Consider the following 21,419-nt stretch of genomic DNA (forward strand, 5'->3'; position numbering starts at 1 on the left):
ACGGCAGCGGGGCGGGCACAAGGCAGGACGGTCACTCCGGTCGGCCCGGGGGGGCTCGTTCCGGGCCGCGGGGCCTGGCCGCCCACCGGCGTGGCCCGCTCAGTTCCGGTCGATCGCATCCCACGTGGCGCTGGGTAAGCCGTCGACAAACCGGGGCTGGATGCATGTGATCCGCCACCCGCGCGGTGTTCGGTCGAATGTCAGCTCCCAGCGCGAACGGAAACTCCCGCCCATCTGCCCACGCACAATCTCGGCCAGGTAGGCAACACTCGCTGTGAAGCGCTCCGGGCTCTCGCGTTCAACGCTCAGCGACGTGCGGTATAACTCGCGGACACGCGTTTCCGCGAGTTGTCGATCGACCAAGGCGAGGAAGGAGGACCGGTTGAGCGGTTCGCCCGCGAACCGGCCGGCGTCGAACTCCGGCGCCAGCCAGCCGGCGAGAGCGTCGGAGCGGCCCGCGCGCAGGTCACGCTCGATGGCCCGCAGCGCCTGCAGCGCATGCTCACGTGGAGTCGTCACGAATGTCTGGACGGCGAAAAGCAGGGCCGTCAACGCCAGGCCGATCAGCAGTGGCCGGGGCGACCCGCCGCGCCGCCAGAGTACGAGCAGGATGAAGAGAGCCGTGCCGCACGCGGCCGACAATGCGTAGGCATTCTCGAGGAAAATCCAGGTGAGCCAGTCCATGTGCGCATCGTAGACGCCGGGCAGGCACCTGGCGACGGGGGCTTCGGGGACCCGGAACCATCGGCACCTACGCCCGCCAGATGCCGTTTACGATCCGCGCAACCTGCCACCCGCTTAACACACATACCGCCGCGCAGATCGTGCCGGTGAGCAAGTGGCCGTACAGGAAACTCCCGGTGCCAAATAGTGCTGCATAGACGAAGAGGCACCCCAGCACCCACCCGAGCAGCGCCTGTGGCACACTGTCCGGTGCGGGCCCCACCCCCGCCAGCAACCGAATCTTCCGCCAACCCGGCCCCGCCGGCCGCACGCGCCGGTAGAACGCCACCAGCGTCGCCTCGGCAGCGGGGCGCGTCAGGAGGGTGACCGCCACCCACACCCCCGTGGTCGCGAACACCGTCACGAGCAGACTGGCCGTGCTCGCCACCATCGCTCCGCCCGACGGGTCCGCTTGCAGCACCCCCGCCGCCAGCAGTTGCTGGTGCCACGCGCCCAGGTCGTGCCCCGCCAGCAGCGCACGATTCAGCGTGAAGACCCCCGCCGCGATCGCGAAAGAGCTGACCATCGCGGCGATCTCGCTCCACGCGTTGATGCGCCACCAGAACCAGCGCAGCAGGTAGAGCAGGCCGGTGCCGGCCCCGAGTGTCAGCAATAGATCAAACGCGTCCTTGGCCGTATCCAGCCAAGGGACCAGCCCGCAGACCGCGATCATCAGTCCCGCCGTGACACCGCGTGATACCCAGACGTAATGCCGCTCGCTGCGGTCGCGCACGGCGAAGCGCCGGTAGAGGTCATGCACGAGGTAAGAAGCACCCCAGTTCAGGTGCGTCGACATGGTTGAGATGTACGCCGACAGCAAGGAGGCGATCAGCAGTCCCAGCACGCCGGCCGGCAGAAGCGTCAGCATGGCGGGATACGCGATGTCGTGCCCAAGCAGCCGGGCGTCGAGCCGTGGAAACGCGCGCTGGATGTCGTCCAGCTCGGGAAAGACCAGCAGGGAACACAGCGCGACGATGATCCAGGGCCACGGTCGCAGGGCGTAGTGCGCGATATTGAACCAGAGCGTGGCGGCGAGGGCGTGGCGCTCGTCCTTCGCGGCGAGCATCCGCTGAGCGACGTAGCTGCCGCCGCCGGGTTCGGAGCCCGGATACCAGACCGACCACCACTGGACGGTGAGCGGGATCACCAGCACCGCCAGCACGAGCTGGGGGTTGCCGAAGTCAGGCAGGAGACTGAGCCGCGCCGGCTCGATCTGCGCCAGGAGACCCGACAGCCCGCCCACGGCGGGATGCTGGAGGGCGAAGAAGGCCGCCGCGAGCACGCCGAACATGGCAATGCAGAATTGGATCAGGTCGGTGGCCATGACCCCCCACAAACCGGAAACGGCGGAAAACATGATGCAGACCACGGCACAGAACAGCAGTGTCTGATCGCGTTCCCAGCCGAGCATGATGTTGGCGATCTTGACTGCGGCGAGGGTGACGGTGGCCATGATGCAGCAGTTGAAGAACAAGCCCAGGTAGACGGCGCGGAAGCCGCGCACGAACTTCGCGGAGGGCCCGGAATAGCGCTGCTCGTAGAATTCAAGGTCGGTCAGCACGCCGGAGCGGCGCCAGAGGCGGGCGTAAAAAAAGACTGTAAGCATGCCGGTGAGGAGGAAGGCCCACCAGACCCAATTTCCGGCCACGCCATCGCGGCGGACGATGTCGGTCACGAGGTTGGGCGTATCGGTACTGAAAGTCGTGGCGACCATGGAGGTGCCGACGAGCCACCAGGGCGCCGCCCGGCCGGAGGCGAAAAAGTCGACGGTGCCACGCGCGGCGCGGCGGGCGAGGAACAGCGCCGGCGTGAACGCGAGGAGGAGACTGGCGGCGATGACGATCCAGTCGAGCGTCGTGAGCTGCATGGTGTGGGCTCGAGAGGGGCCGTGCGATTGGTGCGGGCACTGTAGCCGGACGGGATCGCAGGTGCCAGAGTCGCGGAGAGCGGCGGGTTGCCGTGCGGCGGCTGGCATAAGACCCTGCCTGGTTGCGGGCCGGCCGGCGCACGGCGATTATCACGGGCTTGCTCTTGGCCGATGGTTTCCGAGGAGCGGCATGGTGGCAGAACTACTCGACGGCGCGGCGTATGCAGCCGAGATTCGCACCGATGTCACGCGGGGTGTCGCCCACTTTACGGCGCACCACGGACCTCTGAAGCTCTGCGCCGTGCTGGTGGGCAGTGATGATGCCGGCCGGGTCTACGCCACTTCACAGCGTAAGCTCAGCGTCAAGGTGGGCGTGCAGTATGAGCTGGTCGAATTGCCCGACGGTACGACCCAGGCCGAGCTGCTGCGCACTCTTGAGCGCCTGAATACCGACCCCACGGTCACCGGCATCATCCTGCAATTGCCATTGCCAGCGCACATTGACACGGCCGTCGCCCAGTACCACATCGATCCGTACAAGGACGTTGAGGGGGTCAACCCGGCCAACATCGGGCTGCTCTTCTACGGTGAACCGATCATTGCGCCGTGTACGGCCCTTGCCGTGACGGAGCTGGTCGACCGCAGCGGTATCGAGGTGCGCGGCGCCAACGCAGTGGTCGTGGGACAGAGCCGGATTGTCGGCCGGCCGGTCACCATGTTCCTGCTGAGTCGTATGGCGACGGTGACCGGCTGCCACATCGCGACGCGGGACCTCGCGGCGCATACCCGGGCGGCGGATATCCTGGTGGTGGCCGTGGGCAAGCCACGGCTGATCAGGGCAGAGCACGTGAAACCGGGGGCTGTCGTGATCGACGTCGGAATCAACCGTGTAACGGAGCGCGGCCCGGAAGGGCGCGACGTGCGGCGGACCGTGGGCGATGTGGACTTCGACTCCGTCGCGCCGGTGGCCGGGCACCTGACGCCGGTGCCAGGCGGCGTCGGGCCGATGACGGTGGCCATGCTGCTACGGAACACGCTGGAGGCGGCACGCAAGCAGCTCGAGAGAAAACTCTGAGGGCCGGGCCGACTCAGATCATTCGCGACTGTGCCATGCCGATGGCATTTTCCGGCTCGGTCATGCACCTATCCCTTCTTGTCCGGTGCCTTCGAACTCGTCCGGCGCCCGCTGCCGGTGGCCTTTGCCTGCGCGGGTGCGGTGGCGACCGGCTCGCTCAGGATGCGCCGTGGTGCGGCCGGTGCTACGATCGGCGCGACACCCCAGATGTGCTCTGCGTATTCGCCCACCGAACGGTCGCTCGAGAAGTACCCCATGTTGGCGATGTTCAACACGGCCGCGCGATCCCAGGCGGCGGGGTCGCGCCACAGCGCATCCACGCGGTCCTGTGCGGCGACATACGACTCGATATCCGCCATCAGCATGTAGACATCGCGCTCGTGAGTGAGCCAATCACGAATCGGCTGGAAGAGATGCGGTGCCCGGGGGCTGAAGGCCCCATCCGCGATCGAATCGAGCGCCCGCCGTACGGCCGCATGGGACTGGTATACCGCCCACGGATCGTGGTGCATGCGCCGCATCGCGACTTCTTCGGCCGTCAGGCCGAACAGGAAGAAGTTCTCCGCTCCCACTGCGTTGCGAATCTCGATGTTGGCGCCGTCGAGTGTGCCGATCGTCAGCGCGCCGTTCAGCGCGAACTTCATGTTGCCCGTGCCGGAGGCCTCGTGCCCGGCCGTCGAAATCTGTTGCGACAGGTCAGCGGCGGGAATCACGCGCTCCGCCAGCGACACGTCGTAGTTCGGCAGGAACACCACCCGCAGGCGGTCGCGCACGCGCTCGTCCTGCTGAATCGTGCGTGCCACGTCATTGATCAGCTTGATGATCAGCTTGGCGCGGGAGTAGGCCGGGGCGGCCTTGGCACCGAAGAAAACGACCCGCGGGACGAAATCTGTGCCGGGATCGTCGCACATGGCCTGGTAGCGCATCACGACGTAGAGGATGTTGAGTAATTGACGCTTGTATTCGTGCAACCGTTTGACCTGCACGTCGAACAAGGCATCCGGCGAGACAGCGATGTGCAGATTCCGTTGTAGCCAGTCGGCGAAGTTATCCTTGCAGGCCCGCTTGGCGGCCCGCACCTCCGCACGGAAGCTCGGGTCATCCGCCAGCGGTGCCAGTTTCCGCAACTCCGCCAACTCCCGTACCCAGCCCGGACCCAGGCGCGCCTTAATCAGCCGTGACAGGTCCGGGTTGCACGCCAGCACCCAGCGCCGTGGCGTGACGCCATTGGTCACGTTCAGGAACTTCTCCGGCCACAGCGCCGCGAAATCCGGCACCACGCGCTCTTGCAGCAGATCGGTATGCAGCGCGGCCACGCCATTGACCCGGCGGCTGCCCACAATGGCGAGATTGGCCATCCGGACCAAGGGGGTCGGGCCCTCTTCGATCAGCGACAACCGCTGCCGCCGGGCGCCGTCGCCAGGCCAACGGCTCGCCACCGGGCCATCCAGGAAACGCTGGTTGATCTCGAAGATGATCTGCAGGTGCCGTGGCAGCACGCGCGCCAGCAGGGCCACGGGCCACTTCTCCAGCGCTTCCGGCAGCAACGTGTGGTTCGTGTAATGGAAGACGCGCTGCGTGATGTCCCACGCCTGCTCCCACTCGAGCCCACGTTCGTCCACGAGGATGCGCATCAGTTCCGCCACGCCCAGTGCGGGGTGCGTGTCGTTGAGTTGGACAGCCACACGGTCCGGCAGCAGCGCAAAGTCCTGGTGTCGATCGAGGAAACGCCGCAGAACGTCGTTCAGCGTGCATGCCACAAAAAAGTACTGTTGCGCAAGCCGCAACTCCCGCCCGGCATCATTGTCGTCGGCGGGGTACAGCACCTTGGTCAGCGTCTCGGTGCGGGCCTGTTCCGCCACCGCCTCTACGTAGCCGCCGCGGTTAAAAGCGGCGAGATCAAACATCTCCGGTGCCCGGGCCGACCAGAGCCGCAGGAAGTTCACCGTCTCCCCGCCGTAGCCGAGAATCGGCCAATCGTACGGCACGCCCATCACGACCTTGTAGCCACGCCATTGCGGACGGTACCGTCCCTGGCGATCCGTGGCCGGTTCGACGTGACCGTAGAGCCGGACCGGGCAGGAGCACTCCGGACGGGCAATCTCCCAGGGTGAGCCGAAACGCAGCCAGTAGTCCGGCCGCTCGACCTGCCAGCCGTCGATGATTTCCTGGCGGAAAATGCCGAACTCGTAGCGCAGCCCGTAGCCGTAGACAGGCAGGCCGAGGGTTGCGGCCGAGTCGAGATAACACGCGGCCAGCCGGCCGAGGCCGCCGTTGCCGAGTCCGGCGTCGGGCTGCAGTTCGCAGATCGTGTCAAGTTCGAGGCCCAGTTCGGCGAAGAGCGGCACACACTCGTCGTAGATGCCGAGGCAGACGAGGTGGTTCTTGAGCATGCGGCCGAGCAGGTACTCCAACGAGAGGTAGTACACGCGCTTGACGTCGCGGCGGCTGTAGAGCGTCTGCGTAGCGATCATGCGGTCGACGATCTGGTCGCGCGTGGCGCGTGCCAGACTCACGAAGTGGTCGAAGGGCTGCGCTGTTTCCCACGCTTCGCCTTGTGTCAGGCGCAGGTGCTCGTGGAAGCGGGCGAGCAGGACCGTGGCATCGGCCGACAAGGGAGACTTGGTGGCGGGGGCGGATCGAGCCGAACGCGGTTGGCGCGGCATGCGGGCACCTCGCTGGCGGGCCCGGCCCGGACACCCCACGCGCGGGCGCCGGCCAGGGCCGGGATCAGGATCGGCAACGGTACGATGGACTGGATTCTTGCGCTCTCCGGGACCGCGGTCAAGCAGCCCCATAGGGCGGGTGCGCCGGTGACACGCGACCTTCCGCTTTTAATAGAACAGGAACACCCACCAGTTCTTCATGGGCTTGCCGTCGTCGTCGCGGCACGGATTATCCAGTCCGGGCATGCACTGCCGCCAATAAACCAGCCAGCGGCCCATGCAGTCCGGCGCGAGTTCGTGATACGCCTCAAAACGTGCCCGCTCGAATTCGTGCACCCGGTCCTGGCCATCCGGACCGTTGCGCAGTCGCCAGTTCTCGATGGTCGTCTGTACGGTATAGGGGCTCACCAGGTCGTAATGGTTGCGCGCCCCCGGCGGGAAATGCACGTTGCCGCCCATCGCGACGTAGTTCTCGATCGTATGGGTCTTGCCGTCCTTGTGCATCACGAGCGTGGTCGGAGTCGGATACTCGATCTTGTCGTCCGGGCCGACGGCGTACAGCCGGTCCACCGGGAACTCCGGAAACCGCGTATTCAGGTTGAACTCCGCGAATTCGTCGAAGTACTTCTTGAAGTACGGAATCGCGTTCGCGTTCGCCGTGCCTTCCAACGCATGGCCGAAGTTCTCCAGCGCGCAGCCCAGCCCACGGTTCGTATTGAACCACGAGATGCGAAAGCTCCGTCCGGACCAGGGCATGTCACGCGGGTGGCCGTTGCCGCTGCGGCCAAACCGTTCCGGGAGCGGCTTGAACGCCTCGTCGTAATACTGCTTGAATTCGACGCTTTCGAACGCCGCGCCCTCGTCGTCATGCACCCCGTAGAACCAGAGTTCATGCACGAGGCCGGCGTGGATGAGCTCGTGCAGGTCGAGGTGGCGGTCGGGCTGCTCCGGGTCGACGAAGCCGTAGTGCCGCGCGAACTCCGGGCTGTAAAACGGTGCGTAGAGCGTGTTCTGGCGCGGACCACGGGGATACTTCGCACTGTTGCGTGCCGCGCGCCCCTCCGGGATCGGCATGTCACGCAGATCGACGTACTTCACCACCTCGTACTGCAGGAAAGCCGGTGCGTCGGGGTTCCTGAAACCGTGGTAGCGGGAGGACTCGGCCAGCGCGCGGATCGTTTCCTCGGTGCGCTGCTGAATCCAGGCCGGGTCGCGGTCATTTGAAAAGTTGAGCACGAGCAGGCGCGGCTTCAGCACGCGGATGCGGTCGTGGTGTTCGATGAGCCACGGATCGGAATTACGGTAGCTGACCCGGTTAGGCCAGACGGAAAGGTCGTCCCCCAATCCGGGCGGGGGGGGCAGCTTCCGCGCCGCGGCGCGGGTGGCCTCCGCCGGGGCCGTGGTCTGGGCGGTGGTGAGGTCCGCGGCATGCCAGGCAAGTACGATCGTGAGGGTGAGGACGAAACAACTGAACCGCATCACGCGCTCCTCCGCTGCAACCTGACCCCCGGCGGGCACTTCGCCGCCACGACGCGGCCACGGTGTCCGGGCGGCATTTTAGCAGAACTCCGGGTGGTGCGGCGCCGGCGCGGAGAATGCACGGCGCAGCCCCCACGCGTGGTGCGGTGGCGGCCCCCCCTGGCGTCCGAGCCGCTACGACTACGGTTCCCGCGTCGTCGTGGCCGGTGCTGGAGCTGCGCCGCCGCGCCACAGCCGCGCCAGCCACCCTTGCGTGTCGAACACGATGCCGAGCACGCTCGGCACCAGTACCAGTGTCCCGATGGAACTCACCAGCAGGCCCACCACCATCACCGAGGCCAGCCCTCGATACAGCTCGCTGCCCGCCCCTGGCCACAACGCCAGCGGCAACTGCCCCGCGATCGTGGTCAGACTGGTCATGAAGATCGGGCGCAGGCGGGCGCTGACGGCCGCGCGGATTGCGTCGCGTTGCGCCATGCCGTGCAGGCGCCAGTTCTGGAGCGCCTGGTCCACCAGCAGAATCGCGTTGTTCACGACGATGCCGACCAGGATCACGAACCCGAGGAAGGTCACCACATCGAGTTGCTGCACCGGCTGGCTGGTAGTCAGCAGCGTTCCCCAGTGGGCCAGTGACAACCCGAGGAAGCCCCCCAGGATCGCCAGCGGCACGCTGAACATGATCACGAAGGGATACACCCAACTCTCGTACAATGCCGCCATCAGCAGGTACACGATCAGCAGGGAAAGAAAAAAGCGGCTGGAGACGATGTTCAGCAGCGTCTTGAGATTCGGCCCTGTCCAGGCCCCGACCATCGTCTCGCGGGCGGTCTGCAGTTTGTCCGCGTTGCCCGTGAATTGCACGATCACGCTTGGGTGAATGCGCTCCGTCTCACGCAGCTTCGGCAGGATTCCATCGCGGATCTTCGTGAGCACCTCCTCGAGCGCAAGCGACTCCGGGGGTGTCACTTCCAGCGTTACCGCGCGCTGCCGTTCCACCCGGTAGATCGTCTCCAAAGCCGTCGTGTCCACCAGCCGCACCACGGACCCGAGCGGCACGATACCCGCCAGTGGTGTCGCGATCGGCACGTCGCGCAGGGCCTGGGTGGGCCGGTCGATCTGACCCTGCACCTTCAGGCGGATGTCGACCGTATCCCCGCCGGCGAAGCGGTAGTCGCCCACGTACGCCCCTTCCACGCACGCCGACAGGATGAACCCGACATCCCGGGCATTGAGGCCGACATCCGCGGCCCGCTCGCGATCCGGAAAGATTTGCAGCTCGGGGCGCCCCAGATCGAAGTTCGCCGGTGTCGCCCGTGGAAAGACCTTGAGTTCGTTCAACAACTCCATTTGCAGCGCAGTCGCGGCTTCGCGCACGCGATCCAGGTCGTCGCCGCGCACCTGGATCTGGACATTGTTGCCGCCCGCGATTCGGAAGATCGAGGCCTGGTTGAAGATCGGGATGACGCCCGGAATCCGCGCGCCCGCCGATCGCAGCAGGTTCGCGAGCGGTCGCACGACCGCATCGTCCTGGCTCGCAGCGCCCATGAAGCAGCCCGTGCCGCGCACGACGAAAAAGAAATTCTGGATCAGCGGCGGTGGAGTGAGCTGCTCATTGCGGTCGCGCCGTGCCTGCAGATAGGCGCCGAGCCCCTGCCACAGCGATGGTAACGGCTGTCCTGCGACCCGGGCTTCGACCTCGGCCCGCCACTCCCGATCGAGCTCGGCTTTCTCCGGCGAGCCGGGCGCGACTTCCCAGTAGCGATGAATGCGGTCTTCGACCATCAAGGCCATGCGGCGGAACTCGTCCACGCTGTAACCTGGCGGCGTGATCATGAACCCGAAGATCAGGTTGCGGTTGCCCTGCGGCAGGTAGCTGGTGGGCGGGACGAAGAACGGCACCAGCACGACGCACAGCATCACCATCACCCCCACGACCAGCCCGCGCCAGATGGGCCGCCCCTGGAGACCGCCAATGCGGGCACCCACCCACGCCGCTGTACGACTGACCCCGCCGGACACAGCGCTGCGCTGTGCGTCCGCGGGTAGGGCGGCCGCGGTGGGGCGCCGACCGATCGCCAGCAGCCGTGTGGCCAGCGTCGGGATGACCGTCAGGGAGATGACGAGCGAGAGCCCGACGGCGGCCACGGTGGCGATGGAGATGTCGAGGAAGAGCTGGCCGGCCTCCTCCCGCACAAAGATCACCGGGACGAAAACTGCGATGGTGGTGAGCGTGCTGGCAACGACCGCGCCCCAGACTTCCCGGGTCCCCTCGTAAGCCGCCTCGATCGCCCGCTTGCCCATCTGGAAATGGCGGTAGATGTTCTCGAGCACCACGATCGCATTGTCCACCACCATGCCGACGGCGAACGCCATGCCTGCGAGCATGATGACGTTCATGGTGCGACCGAAGGACGCCACCAGCAGGAAGGTGCCGATGACCGAGACCGGAATGGCGATCGCCACGACGGCCGTCGCGCGCCAGTTGCGCAGGAACAGCAAGAGCACGCCGATCGCCAGCAGGCCGCCGACCACGATGTTGTTGCGCACCATCGCGATGGCCTGGTCGATATAGACGGTTTCGTCGTAGACCTGCACGAGTTCCATGGATAAGCCGCGGGCCTGCAGCACGTCGGTATTGACGCGCTCAATGGCGCTCCGCAGACCCCGCATGACTTCGATCACGTTCGCCCCCACCTCGCGCCGCACGGGAAACGCGAGCACGTATTGGCCCTTGTTGCGGACGAAGCCGAGCTGCTTCTTGAACCCGCTCTGGACCTGCGCGACGTCGCGTACGTAGACCGGCCCGCCGGGGGTGTAGGCCACGACCGTGTTCAGGATCTGGTCGAGGTCCTCGTACTGGCCGACGGTGCGTACCGAGTAATCCAGCTTGCCCTGGGCCATCGTGCCGGCGGAGCGGTTGATGTTCTGCTGCCGCAGGGCGGCGTCGAGCTGCTGGAAGGTGAGCCCGCGCGTCGCAAGCGCGCCGGAATCCACGAAGATTTCGATCTCGCGCTCGCGCCCACCGAAGACGTCCGTCGACCCGACGCCCGGCACGCGGTCGAGATACGGCTTGATGTAATCCTCGGCGAAGTCACGCAGCTTGGGAGTGTCGACGTCCGAGCCGTCCCGGGTGTACAGCACCAGCCAGGCGATGGGTGAATCCGCCGCCGCATCCGTGGCGACCACAGTGGGCTGCTCGACCTCGAGCGGATAGCCGGACACTTGCCGCAGCTTGTCGGTGACGTCGCGCAGCGCGGTGTCCTTGTTCACGTCGTTGTAGAACTCCAGTTCGATCTCGGCGCGGTTGTCGAACGACGAGCTGCGCATCTCGCGCAGCCCCTGCACACTGCGGAGTTGCTCCTCCTGGCGCTCCACCACTTCGCGTTCGACTTCCTGCGGCGTGGCACCGGTCCAGCGGGTCTCGACCTTGATTACCGGAATGTCGACGTTGGGTGTGAGTTGCACCGGAATGTTGAACAACGCCAGCACGCCGAACAACACGATGTAAAGAACACCGACCGAGACCGCGACCGGCCGTGCGATGCAGAACTGGATGATGCTCACGAACGATCCGCTCCCTGGTTGGACGTGGCCGGCTCACCGGCCGAGCGCGCGCCGGGCAGTTGTTGCGGCAGGATCTCCTCCATCGGGCGCGGAATGACGGGACCCGGGATCAGGCGCTCGTTGGCCCGGGCCACGACCACGTCACCCGCCTGCAAGCCGGTACCCTGCACTTCAATCTCGCCACCGATCTCAAGCCCTGTGGTGACCGGGAGGGGGCTGGCAATCGCCTGGCCCTCCGGACCGGGCCTTACAAGCATGACGCGCTTGCCGGTCGGGTCCGCGACGATGGCATCCTTATTCACCATCAGGCGCGTCGCGCTGGGGCCGGACGGCACGTAGGTCCAGACGAACATCCCCGGCAGCAGGGTTCTGTCCGTGTTTGGCAGGTCGACCTCGACCGGGAAGGTGCGCGCTGCCGGGGATGCCTGCGGGATGATGCGGCTGATCTGCGCCGCGAGGGACTTGCGCAGCGCCTCGACTTCGACCGTGGCCGGGGCTCCGCGCTGTGCGAACATGATGGCGCTCTCCGGCACATCCACGCGCACCTTCACCGTGTCGAGCGCAATGAACTCGCACACGGCGCCGCCCTCGCCGAGCCACTCGCCGGTATCGGTGCGCTTCGACACGACGGCGCCGGCGAAGGGGGCCCGTACGACCGTGCGATCGTACTCGCGCTGCAGCCGTGCTACGACGGCCTTCTGGGCGGCCACGGCCTGCCGCGCGCGGGCCAGGACCTCGGGACGCGTACCATTGCGGGCTCGATCGAGTTGTGCGCGGGCCTGGGCGAGCCGCCCACGATTGGCGAGATAATCCATCTCGGCGTCGAAAAACTCTTTGAAGCTGGACTGCTGCCGTTCATGAAGCCCGCGCAACCGCTCCAGGTCGAACTCCGCTTTCCTCAACAGTGCTTCCACTTCGGCCACCACGGCCTCCAGCCGGGCGAGGTCCTCGGGCCGCTCCCCGTTTTCAAGTTCCTCGAGCTCCGCAGAGAGCGCCTGGAGCGTGGCCTCGGCTTCTTGCAGACGGTACTCGGCGACGGCGTCATCCAGCCGGCACAGCACGTCCCCCGCCTGCAGATACTGCCCCTCTTCCGCCTCGAACGCGGCGACCACGCCGGAGACTTCCGACGCGACGACCACCGCTCGATCCGGCCGAATGGAACCGACCAGCCGCAGGGACGGCGGGATCGTACGCTCTTGCACCGTGGTTACGGCGACCATCGTGGGCGGGCGCTGCTGGGCGCTGGCCACAGACAGACCCGCGGCACAGACGAGAAGCACCCCGAGGGAATGGGGCCGACGACCGGTTGTTCTACTCATGGTGCGCAATTCCATGCCCCGCCGGTGGGCGGACGTTCGGGCGGGCTCGACGCGGGATTCTAGGAGCCCCTCCGCCAATCGACAACCAGCCGGTAGGCGGCTTCGACATCGGCGGATGCGGCACACCGGATGGGGTCAGTAGCCGGCGGCCTGACCGTCCTTCCGCGATTCTGTCGCCCCATGCAGCACCCCGGTTACGGCGTCGCGCAGAATCGCCTGATACCCGCCGAACACGCCGGGGCGCTCGACCAGTACGTGCCCGCGCCCCTCAAGTTCATGGCGCACGGGTGCTGCCACGCCCGCTTCAAGCGCCACGCTGCCGCCGTCCGTCATGGTCTCACCGGTCGGCGTCGACGAGCCGGAGTGATGACAGCGGGCGGAGTCCCCCGCCGCCTGCAAGTCCATGCCATGTTCGAGCAGGTTACAAAGGATTTGCACCTGTCCCTGTGGCTGCATGTCGCCGCCCATGACGCCGAAGCACAGCCATGCTTCGCCGTGGCGCGTCACGAAACCGGGGATGATCGTGTGGAACGGGCGTTTGCCGGGTGCGAGGACATTCGGATGCCGCTCGTCCAGCGCAAAGAGTTCGCCGCGATTCTGGAGGCAAAAACCCATGCCGTCGGGACACAAACCGGAGCCGAACCCGCGGTAGTTACTCTGGATGAGGGAGACCATGTTCCCGGCATCGTCGGCCGTTGCAAGGTAGGCCGTATCACTGTCGCGCAGGTGTGCGTCGGCCGCGGTAACGGCGATTTCCCCCGGCGGCAGCGCCCGGCTGGCGCGCTCACCGAGCAGTTTGCGGCGCTCCTCCGCATAACCCTTCGAGATCAGACGCTCCCATGGCACCCGGACGAAATCTGGATCGGCGTAGTAGCGTGCTCGATCTTCGTAGGCGATCTTCTTCGCCTCGATCAACAGATGCAGGTACGCGGAGCTGTTGTGACCGAGCTTCCCAAGCGGGTAAGGTTCGAGAAGGTTAAGCATCTGCAGCACGGCGAGACCTTGGCCGTTGGGGGGCAGCGCCCAGATCTCGCACCCACGGAAGGTGGTCGTGTGCGGAGTCACCCACGTCGAAGTGTGCGTGGCCAGATCGTGCGTTCCCAGGTACGCCCCCACGCGTGCGCAGAATGTACCGAGACGTGCCGCGAGTTCACCACGATAGAACGCAGCGCTACCGGCCGTTGCGATCGTAGCCAGCGTGTCGGCGAGGCCGGGGTTGGTAAAGACCTCGCCGCAGCGCGGTGCGCGCCCCTTCGGTAAAAACGTCTCTGCGAATCCCGGCAGTGCACCAAGAATTCGCCCGCCGTGCTCCCAATCCCGCGCGATTACCTCGGTGACGGGGAACCCCTCGCGGGCATAAGCGATGGCCGGCGCCAGCACATCGGACCAGGACAGCCGACCGAAACGCGCGTGCAATTCCGCCCACCCAGCTACACAGCCCGGTACACTCACAGGCAGCGGTCCGTGCGGTGGAATGGCCGTCAGCCGCTGCGCTCGGCACACGTCGATCGTCAGCGCGCGCGGGGCGCGACCACTCGCATTGAGACCGTGCAGACGCCGGGCAGCCCCTTCCCAGACCAGCGCGAAGAGATCTCCACCGATCCCGCAGCTCGTGGGCTCGACCAATCCCAGCACCGCATTGGCCCCGATGGCTGCATCAACCGCTGACCCCCCGGCTTGCAGCAGCCGCAGTGCGGTCTGGGTCGCCAGGGGCTGGCTGGTTGCGGCCATGCCACGGCGCGCGAGGACTACGCTGCGTGTAGCCGGCCTCACCCCCCACGGACAATAAGAACCCGTCATGGACGCATCCTCCGCAACCGGCCACAGGCCGGGGGTGTTGGTGCGACCGGAAGAGTAATCAAGCGCTACTGCTCGTCTTCGGTGCCGGCGGCGCGTCGCTGCCGGGCTCCCCCGCGGGCCGAACGCGCTTTCTCTTCCGGATCGATCGCCTGCACGACGGCGTGATCATCGGGGAAGCGTTCACGGAGGCGTGGCAGGAGTGTCTGGAGTGTTTCCACTTCTACGGGTTGCAGATTCGGCGTGATGCACTGCGGATCGCGGAGCCACTCCTTCCATTGTACGAGGGGGACGCGAATGTCGCTCCCAACGGTCATGAGGCGCACCGCTGCCTCTTCGACCGGGGGTTCCGGGTTGACGGAGATGAAAATCTGGTCGTCGGCGCAGGCCGTCCACCAGAACGGGTTCCGCCGGTTCGCGACCACCCACGCCTGTACGTATGACTGCGCGAAGCGTGGCCGCTCCGACCAATCAGCATAGCAGGACCAGTGCAGCGGTAAATTGGCGTACTTGGCGAGCGGATCACGCGGCGAAAGGAAATCACCCGTGGCGCGGAAGAACGGCTCCAATGGATCGAGTGCGCCTGTGCATAAGGCACAGGAAAGCGGTGGCAGCTTCAGGTTCATGGCTCTGACCTGCCGGGCGCACCCACCGACTTTTGTCGCTGGTTGCACGCCCCATACGAGACTTCGGCCCGCGCTCGGCTACCGACTGACTGGCGCTCGTGCGGGAGTATATCGTTTGAGGCGGGGTGTGCCGACCTTTGCAGCACGGTTTGAAGCGAGCTGGCGACACACCCAAGTTGCGGCCCCCCACATGCGGCAACATCCCATAATAAAGAGGGCACCGAGTGCCGTGCGGCAGCCCGGTGCTCTCCGGAGGGGAAAGAAGCGTGCGTACTTTACCTGTTGCTCACGTCCTGTCAACCAAAACTTATCGGCCCCTCGGATTTTTTTCGAAAAGTAGGTCGCGATCTCCACCGGGAGTTGCTACCTTCTCTCTAAATGATTTTGCACGATCGACTTAAGGGCAGATTCACAACGCACAATGGACCGCTCAAGTCCCCTTTCAGGCACCCTGCCGGAGCACCGGCGCTTGACCGGACCGGGAACGGCAGGAGTGGAACATGGCCTGGGCCCTGTTTCTGCTGATCGCGGCGGCGGTCTGGCTCACGTTCGAGATCTGGCAACAGCACTGGTGCTGGGCCGCGCCGGCCGCGCTGATGTTGGTATTGGCGGCGATGCACCTGCACAGCAAGTGGCGGAATCCCGCATGCCAAAGCACTTCGGCGGGTCGAAAGCCAACCGACGAACAAATGTGATGTGGCTTACCCTGGCACTGATCGGGCTAGCCGGCTGCGAGGCCCGACCGCCGGTTACGGCGGTTGGTAAAGCGGAAATGGGGCCACGCGAGGTGCTGATGGCGCTGCTCGCAGCGCGCGAACGGCGGATGTATGCGCAGGTCCGCGAGCACTTGGGACCGGAAGCCGCCGACGAGGTGTTGGCGTTTGTTCAGGCCGTCGACCGACTTCAGGATGCCAATGCAAAGCTGACGCGCTGGTTGCGCGAAAACCTAGGGCCGGGGGCCGCCCATGACGTGGATCAGGGATACCTGGTGGCCGACTTACGCCCCTATGTCGGTCCGGACCTGGCGGTGTTCAGTACCCGTGTACGCGTACTGGATGAGGCCCACCTCCGCGATGGCACCGCGACGGTATCGTATCTTGTCGACGACCAATTGCCCGTGCAGCGCATTACGTTTCGTCAGGTGCAGGAGCGCTGGTTCTTCATCCCCGAGAGCCCGGGGGCTCCGGCTTTTGCGGAGGCGTTTCAGGAATTGGGCACCGGGCTTGATCTGCTGCAACGTGAGCTTGCCACCGGGCAACTCGCGCGCTCCGATCTGCAGCGTAATCCCGACTTGCTGCTGGAGAAGGCCCGTGCTCGACTGCGGCGCGGTGTGCAGTTGCTATCCACCGCAGAGGCCCGGTCCCGGGCCGCGCCGCCCCCTGCTGGCGCCGCGGAGCAGCCATGACACCTGCGGCGCGTCACCTGCTGTTGGTACGCCACGGACTGCCGGACTACCGTGCGCGGAAGGCCGGAGACATACTTCCCGGCCCCGTCCTTTCCGAGACGGGCTGGGACCAGGCCCACCAGGCGGCCGCGTTCCTAGCGACTTGTTGGCCGCGCCCTCAGGCGCTGTTCGTGTCGCCACTGACGCGTGCGCAGCAAACCGCCGAACCCCTCGGGCGGGCGTTGGGTCTTACACCGCAGACCTCGACCGAGATCGGTGAGTGGCAGCGCACGGAGACGCTCTCCTCGGTGGGCGTGCGTCTCACACGCTGGCTGATACATTGGCTTCGAACGATGGAAACTTGCGCGGTGGTCGTGAGCCACGCATCGCCGATCCTCGCACTGTTGCGCTCGGCGCTCTATCTGCCGCATGTGCCGTGGCACCGTGCCGGTGTGCCAGAAACGCTTGAGTTGTCGAGCGGCGACCGCTTCGAGATCGGCATGGCTTCGGTTTTCGAGCTGACTATCCACTCCGACAGCGTCACGGCCCGCGAGCGCTTCCAACCAACACCGCGGGTATTGCAGGCCATGCATGGCCGCAGACAGATGCGCCTGCCTCGGCCAGTGGCAGGCAGTGGTGCGAACCTGTTGGTGACGCGACCGAATTGGCTTGCGTTGCTGGGAGGGTGAGTCCGGTAGGGGAATACCAGGCAGCGGGTAAACGGCGACCAAGGGGGCATGCATTCGGCCGGGTGTATACTTCGGAACACCGCTCTGAGAGTAGTGACGGGGGGCTGATTCTCGCATGGTCCACCGCCGGTCATACCCCGGCAGTGCGCTCCACCACGCTGGCATATACGGCGCGCAGCGCGGCGATGGTGCGCTCGGGCCGCAGGTTCTCCGCCGCCCAGGCCGCCGCGGCGTTGCCGCGCGCCGCGGACAAGTTGGGGTCGGAACGCAGGGGCGCCCAGGCGGCGAGCCACGCGGCCGTCGAGGATTCAGGTGGCACAAGTTCGAGCGGGGCGCCGTCCGCGCGCAGTTCGCGCAGCGCCGGCAGTTCGCTTGCAATCACAGGCAGCCCGATGGCCAGCGCTTCGAGCAAAGCGTTCGGCAACCCCTCCGTTCGCGAAGGCAGCACGAACACGTCGGCAGCGCTGAGTGCCGCGGCGCTGTTGGACTGCCAACCGACGAGATGTACGCGGGCGGCGAGGCCCCGGGCGGTGCGCGCGGCAGCGATACGCGCCGACTCGGGCCCAGCTCCGACGAGCAGCGCGTGCGTGTCTGAACTGCTCGCAGCCACGAAGTCCAGCAGTCGCTCGAGTCGCTTGACCGGGTCGAACCGTCCGGCCCAGCCCAGGATGAAAGCGTCGCTCGGCAACCCCAGCGCACGGCGCGCGGCACTGCGCTCCGTACGGTGCGGCGGTGGATCGAGCGAGGGCGGAATGACGTGTACCCGCGCAGCGGCCACGCCGAATGCGGCTACCACGTGCTGCTGGAGCGCCCGACTCGTGACGAGGTGGCCGCCTTCCCAGCGAATCGTCAACCGCTCGACCACGCGATGCCAATGGCGCTCGACCTCGATCGTCGCCGTGCTGCCGAGTACGGGCAGTCCCAGGCGCCGGCCGACCAACCGCGCCGCGACGTTCGCGTGGAACAGGGTCGCATGCACGAGGGTCGGCCGAATGCGGCGCAAGTGCGCAGCGAGGCGGCTGAACGCGACGAGGTCCCACCAGCCGCGCGCGCCGCAGGCGAAGGTCGGAACACCGTCGGAGACAAGTTCTTGTGATACGTCACCGGCGGCCGCCAGGCATCCGACATGCACTTCGTCACCGGCGGCGCGCAGCCCGCGCGCCAACCGTGCGATGCGCAACGGCGTACCACCGGGCTGCAGGTCGGTCACCAGCAGCACGACGCGCATGGGCGAAGGGACCGACATGCCTGAGAGTGTAGTGGCAGACACCTGGGATGTGCGAAGGGCCGGTCGTACAAGCCCTGCGGGTAACGCCGCTCTGTATTTCCGGTCGCCGGCCCTTGATTCGCACCGGTGCTTTACTCAGATCAGGAGGGCGGCCCCTGCGGACTTCGGTTCGTCAGACGATGCCGCCGTTGATTCCCAGGCAGGTTGCCAGCCGAGTGGTTGCGTGAACCAATGCGCGCCGCGTTCTGAAGGCAGCCCTTCGAGAATCGGTCTCATGACGATCGCTGGAACCCTTAGCTGGGGGCTCGAGCTGACTCCGGCAGGGCGCGTAGCGCTCGGCTGCGCCAGGCGCAGTAATTCCATCTCGTACCAGCGATCGACCGCCGCGACATAACCCGCTGTGAATGAGAAAACCAAACCCGCCACGGCGAGTGCACCACAAATTGTACTACCAGACACGATCATTCCTCCTGCAGATGCCGCACACTCACACACCCACGATGCGAACTCGGGTCTGGAGGGTGCGACCATTGAACGTCAAGCGACCAACTTCCTGCGCGGCTGCATGGCCGGCGGTGGCTACTACAGTAGACTTACGGTGAGGACGGCAGGTTTCAGGAAGCGCGCGTTGGAAAGTGTCGGAAGTGTCGCGGAGTTGCACCGCTAGTTCTGGCGGAAATCCGCTGTGATGCAAGGGTCATGCCGCGTATTGTGCAGAGTGCACGCAACGGATCAGGAACCACGCCCGCCGAATCCGATCCGTGGCCGTGTGGCTTCCTCCAGCGCCGCCGGGATGCTGGCGGCGACCTCGCGTGCGAGGTAACCACGCGGGCCGATCTGACGGGCACAGTAGTCCGCGGCGAGGCCGTGTACGTAGACGCCGAGGCAGGCGGCGTCGAAGCCCGAGAGTCCCTGCCCGAGCAGGGCGGCGATCAGCCCGGTGAGCACGTCACCCATGCCCCCCGTCGCCATGCCCGGATTGCCGGTGGTGTTGATGAAGAGATGATCCGCGGAAGCCACGACTGTGCGGTGGCCTTTCAGCACGATGACGGCGCCGAGCATGCCCGCGAGGTCGTACGCCGCGCGGCAGCGCGCTTCATCGCTGCTGTCGTGCAAGGGGGGTTGACCTGCTGCCACCTGCAGGCGCGCAAGTTCACCGGGGTGTGGTGTGAGTACGGTCGTGAGGCCGGTCCGCGCCGCGCGGGCGCGCTCCCACTCCTCGCATTCTTCGCCAGAGATCACAAGTGCGAGTGCGTTGAGCCCATCGGCGTCGAGGACGAGTGGCTGCGCCGGCCGAGTTTGTTTCCATAGGCCCCTGACAAAGGCAACGAACCCGGGCGATTGCCCGCAGCCGGGCCCCGCCGCCAGGACATGTGACCAGGGATCACCGGCTGCGACGAGTGCCGCAGTGGGATCGTCGTCCGGCAGCCCGATCACCATCAGACTGGGCTCGGCCGCAGCCACCGGCGGTTGGATGGTGGCCGGGCAGTAGAGGCGTACGAGCCCCGCGCCCCCGCGCAACGCTCCGAGGCCGCTGAGCACCGCGGCCCCCGACAACCCGGGGCTGCCGACGAAGAGTGCGACATGGCCCGTCTGTCCCTTGTGGGTTTGCAGGTGGCGCGCCGGCAGGCCCGGGATCGTCGCAATCGGTTCGGGCAGGTTCATGCGTGCACCTTGCCTGGAGTTTGCATCCGTTCAGGTTGGGGGGCTGAAATCGGGCTCGCCGGAGGGCCGTGGGCGGCCAGTCGCCAACCGGTTGATCAGGGCGGCCTGATAACCGGCCCCAAAGCCATTGTCGATATTCACAACGGACACTCCCGAAGCGCACGTATTGAGCATCGCGAGCAGTGCGGCAAGCCCGCCGAAACTCGCGCCGTACCCGATGCTTGTCGGCACGGCAATCACCGGTGCGCTGACCAGTCCGCCTACGACACTGGGCAGGGCACCTTCCATGCCTGCCACGACGATGAGCACCCGCGCGGCGCGCAATTCGCCTGATCTTGCCAGCAGGCGATGCAGGCCGGCTACACCGACGTCGTACAGGGTCTGCGTCGGCTGGTCCATGATCTCCAGCGTCACGCGGGCTTCCTCGGCCACGGGCAGGTCGCTGCTGCCGGCACAAACGACCGCCACCGGCGGCGCAGCAACTGCCGCGGTGTGGGCCGCCTGCCGCAGTGTCAATGTTCGTGCCAAGGCGTGGTATTCCGCAGCAGGGTAGGCCACGCGCACCCGCTCGGCGGCAGAGGGCGCCACCCGTGTAGCGAGGACGTTCGCCCCCGTGATCGCCAGCTTGGCAAAGATTCCGGCGAGTTGTTCGTCGGTCTTACCCTGTCCGAAAATCACCTCCGGGAAGCCGCAACGCAGCGCGCGGTGGTGGTCGAGACAGGCGTAGTCGAGTTGTTCGAAGGGCAATGTTTCAAGTCGGCGCAGTGCCTCGCCGACCGCGAGATCGCCGGCGGCGACCTGGTCGAGCAGGGTGCGGATGGCAGCGGGTTGCATCGGGGCAGGACTCCGGTAGAGCGCCGCAGGCACCTGGGGTACCGGGCGCGCTGTAGAACTCGCATCACGCGGCGGCAGCGCCTAGTATACGAGCGGTACGCTGCCGTCACGAGAGGAGCCGTATGCGCGAGACCAGTCGCAAGCCCGTGATCGAGACCGTCGAGCCCATTGGCACCCGCGTGCTGATCCGCAAGGACGAGGACAAGAAAACCACCAAGGGCGGTATACAACTGCCGGGGAACATCGAGATTCCCACCATTACCGGCCGCGTCGTCGCCGTCTCGGCGCAGGTCGCGCGGGATGAGGACTATCCGATTGCGCAGTACGATAAGGTGCTGTTCAACCCGAAGAATGCGATTCCAGTTGACTTCGAGGGTGACAACCGGCTCTTCGTCGTGCCTGTGGAGGATGTGGTCGCGGTTTTCCGGCGACCGAAGGACACGGGCGCCGACAGCAGTGCCTGAGACCGGGCAGGGGGGTAGGGCGAGAAACAGAGGGCTCGG

At 66.3% G+C, this 21,419-nt stretch carries 17 protein-coding genes; 5 read left to right on the top strand and 12 right to left on the bottom strand.

Annotation, left to right across the window (positions count from 1 at the left end; genetic code table 11):
• Nucleotides 1-99 precede the first annotated feature (99 nt).
• Both IPM18_16050 and IPM18_16055 read right to left on the bottom strand, forming a co-directional pair.
• Nucleotides 100-684, bottom strand: a complete 585-nt coding sequence (locus IPM18_16050; protein ID MBK9121094.1) for a hypothetical protein — start codon at nt 682-684, stop codon at nt 100-102.
• 67 nt (nt 685-751) lie between these two features.
• Nucleotides 752-2,590: a Na+:solute symporter gene (locus IPM18_16055; protein MBK9121095.1), complete on the bottom strand. Its 1,839-nt coding sequence runs from the start codon at nt 2,588-2,590 to the stop codon at nt 752-754.
• A gap of 190 nt (nt 2,591-2,780) precedes the next feature.
• Between IPM18_16055 and IPM18_16060 the strand changes: the two genes are divergently transcribed.
• The gene (locus IPM18_16060; protein ID MBK9121096.1) at nt 2,781-3,665 is read left to right on the top strand and encodes a bifunctional 5,10-methylenetetrahydrofolate dehydrogenase/5,10-methenyltetrahydrofolate cyclohydrolase; all 885 of its coding nucleotides are present in this window, start codon (nt 2,781-2,783) and stop codon (nt 3,663-3,665) included.
• A 68-nt stretch (nt 3,666-3,733) separates the two neighbouring features.
• Here IPM18_16060 and IPM18_16065 read toward each other — a convergent pair whose 3' ends face one another.
• The 6 genes from IPM18_16065 to IPM18_16090 form a co-directional block, all read right to left on the bottom strand.
• Nucleotides 3,734-6,331, bottom strand: coding sequence for a glycogen/starch/alpha-glucan phosphorylase (locus tag IPM18_16065; protein ID MBK9121097.1), 2,598 nt, complete (start codon nt 6,329-6,331; stop codon nt 3,734-3,736).
• Between the two features lie 168 nt (nt 6,332-6,499).
• Nucleotides 6,500-7,810: a hypothetical protein gene (locus tag IPM18_16070; GenBank protein ID MBK9121098.1), complete on the bottom strand. Its 1,311-nt coding sequence runs from the start codon at nt 7,808-7,810 to the stop codon at nt 6,500-6,502.
• Nucleotides 7,811-7,990: 180 nt separating this feature from the next.
• Nucleotides 7,991-11,374, bottom strand: coding sequence for an efflux RND transporter permease subunit (locus IPM18_16075; GenBank protein ID MBK9121099.1), 3,384 nt, complete (start codon nt 11,372-11,374; stop codon nt 7,991-7,993).
• Nucleotides 11,371-12,693, bottom strand: coding sequence for an efflux RND transporter periplasmic adaptor subunit (locus IPM18_16080; protein MBK9121100.1), 1,323 nt, complete (start codon nt 12,691-12,693; stop codon nt 11,371-11,373). Before IPM18_16080 ends, IPM18_16075 begins: the two co-directional genes overlap by 4 nt.
• 135 nt (nt 12,694-12,828) lie before the next feature.
• Nucleotides 12,829-14,493: a gamma-glutamyltransferase family protein gene (locus IPM18_16085; GenBank protein MBK9121101.1), complete on the bottom strand. Its 1,665-nt coding sequence runs from the start codon at nt 14,491-14,493 to the stop codon at nt 12,829-12,831.
• Between the two features lie 65 nt (nt 14,494-14,558).
• The gene (locus IPM18_16090; protein ID MBK9121102.1) at nt 14,559-15,116 is read right to left on the bottom strand and encodes a hypothetical protein; all 558 of its coding nucleotides are present in this window, start codon (nt 15,114-15,116) and stop codon (nt 14,559-14,561) included.
• Nucleotides 15,117-15,616: 500 nt separating this feature from the next.
• On the opposite strand from IPM18_16090, the gene IPM18_16095 reads away from it, so the two are divergent.
• The 3 genes from IPM18_16095 to IPM18_16105 are packed head-to-tail and all read left to right on the top strand — an operon-like array spanning nt 15,617 to nt 17,189.
• The gene (locus IPM18_16095; protein ID MBK9121103.1) at nt 15,617-15,811 is read left to right on the top strand and encodes a hypothetical protein; all 195 of its coding nucleotides are present in this window, start codon (nt 15,617-15,619) and stop codon (nt 15,809-15,811) included.
• Nucleotides 15,811-16,521, top strand: coding sequence for a hypothetical protein (locus IPM18_16100; protein ID MBK9121104.1), 711 nt, complete (start codon nt 15,811-15,813; stop codon nt 16,519-16,521). Before IPM18_16095 ends, IPM18_16100 begins: the two co-directional genes overlap by 1 nt.
• Nucleotides 16,518-17,189, top strand: a complete 672-nt coding sequence (locus tag IPM18_16105) for a histidine phosphatase family protein (GenBank protein MBK9121105.1) — start codon at nt 16,518-16,520, stop codon at nt 17,187-17,189. The genes IPM18_16100 and IPM18_16105 overlap by 4 nt, the downstream gene beginning before the upstream one ends.
• A gap of 130 nt (nt 17,190-17,319) precedes the next feature.
• On the opposite strand, the gene IPM18_16110 is transcribed toward IPM18_16105, so the two are convergent.
• The 4 genes from IPM18_16110 to larB all read right to left on the bottom strand — a co-directional run bounded on the left by IPM18_16110 (nt 17,320) and on the right by larB (nt 20,916).
• Complete coding sequence (locus IPM18_16110) at nt 17,320-18,417, bottom strand: glycosyltransferase (GenBank protein ID MBK9121106.1); 1,098 nt, start codon at nt 18,415-18,417, stop codon at nt 17,320-17,322.
• A gap of 135 nt (nt 18,418-18,552) precedes the next feature.
• Nucleotides 18,553-18,876 (bottom strand): hypothetical protein, encoded by a 324-nt coding sequence (locus IPM18_16115; protein ID MBK9121107.1) that lies wholly within the window; start codon nt 18,874-18,876, stop codon nt 18,553-18,555.
• Between the two features lie 273 nt (nt 18,877-19,149).
• Nucleotides 19,150-20,082, bottom strand: a complete 933-nt coding sequence (locus tag IPM18_16120) for an NAD(P)H-hydrate dehydratase (protein ID MBK9121108.1) — start codon at nt 20,080-20,082, stop codon at nt 19,150-19,152.
• A gap of 30 nt (nt 20,083-20,112) precedes the next feature.
• Entirely contained in the window at nt 20,113-20,916 is an 804-nt protein-coding gene (gene larB, locus IPM18_16125; protein MBK9121109.1) for a nickel pincer cofactor biosynthesis protein LarB, read from the bottom strand.
• Nucleotides 20,917-21,038: 122 nt separating this feature from the next.
• Between larB and IPM18_16130 the strand changes: the two genes are divergently transcribed.
• The gene (locus IPM18_16130) at nt 21,039-21,380 is read left to right on the top strand and encodes a co-chaperone GroES (GenBank protein ID MBK9121110.1); all 342 of its coding nucleotides are present in this window, start codon (nt 21,039-21,041) and stop codon (nt 21,378-21,380) included.
• The last annotated feature ends 39 nt before the right edge of the window (nt 21,381-21,419 follow it).

The sequence above is a fragment of the Phycisphaerales bacterium genome, from assembly GCA_016716475.1.
Classification (GTDB): domain Bacteria; phylum Planctomycetota; class Phycisphaerae; order UBA1845; family Fen-1342; genus JADJWG01.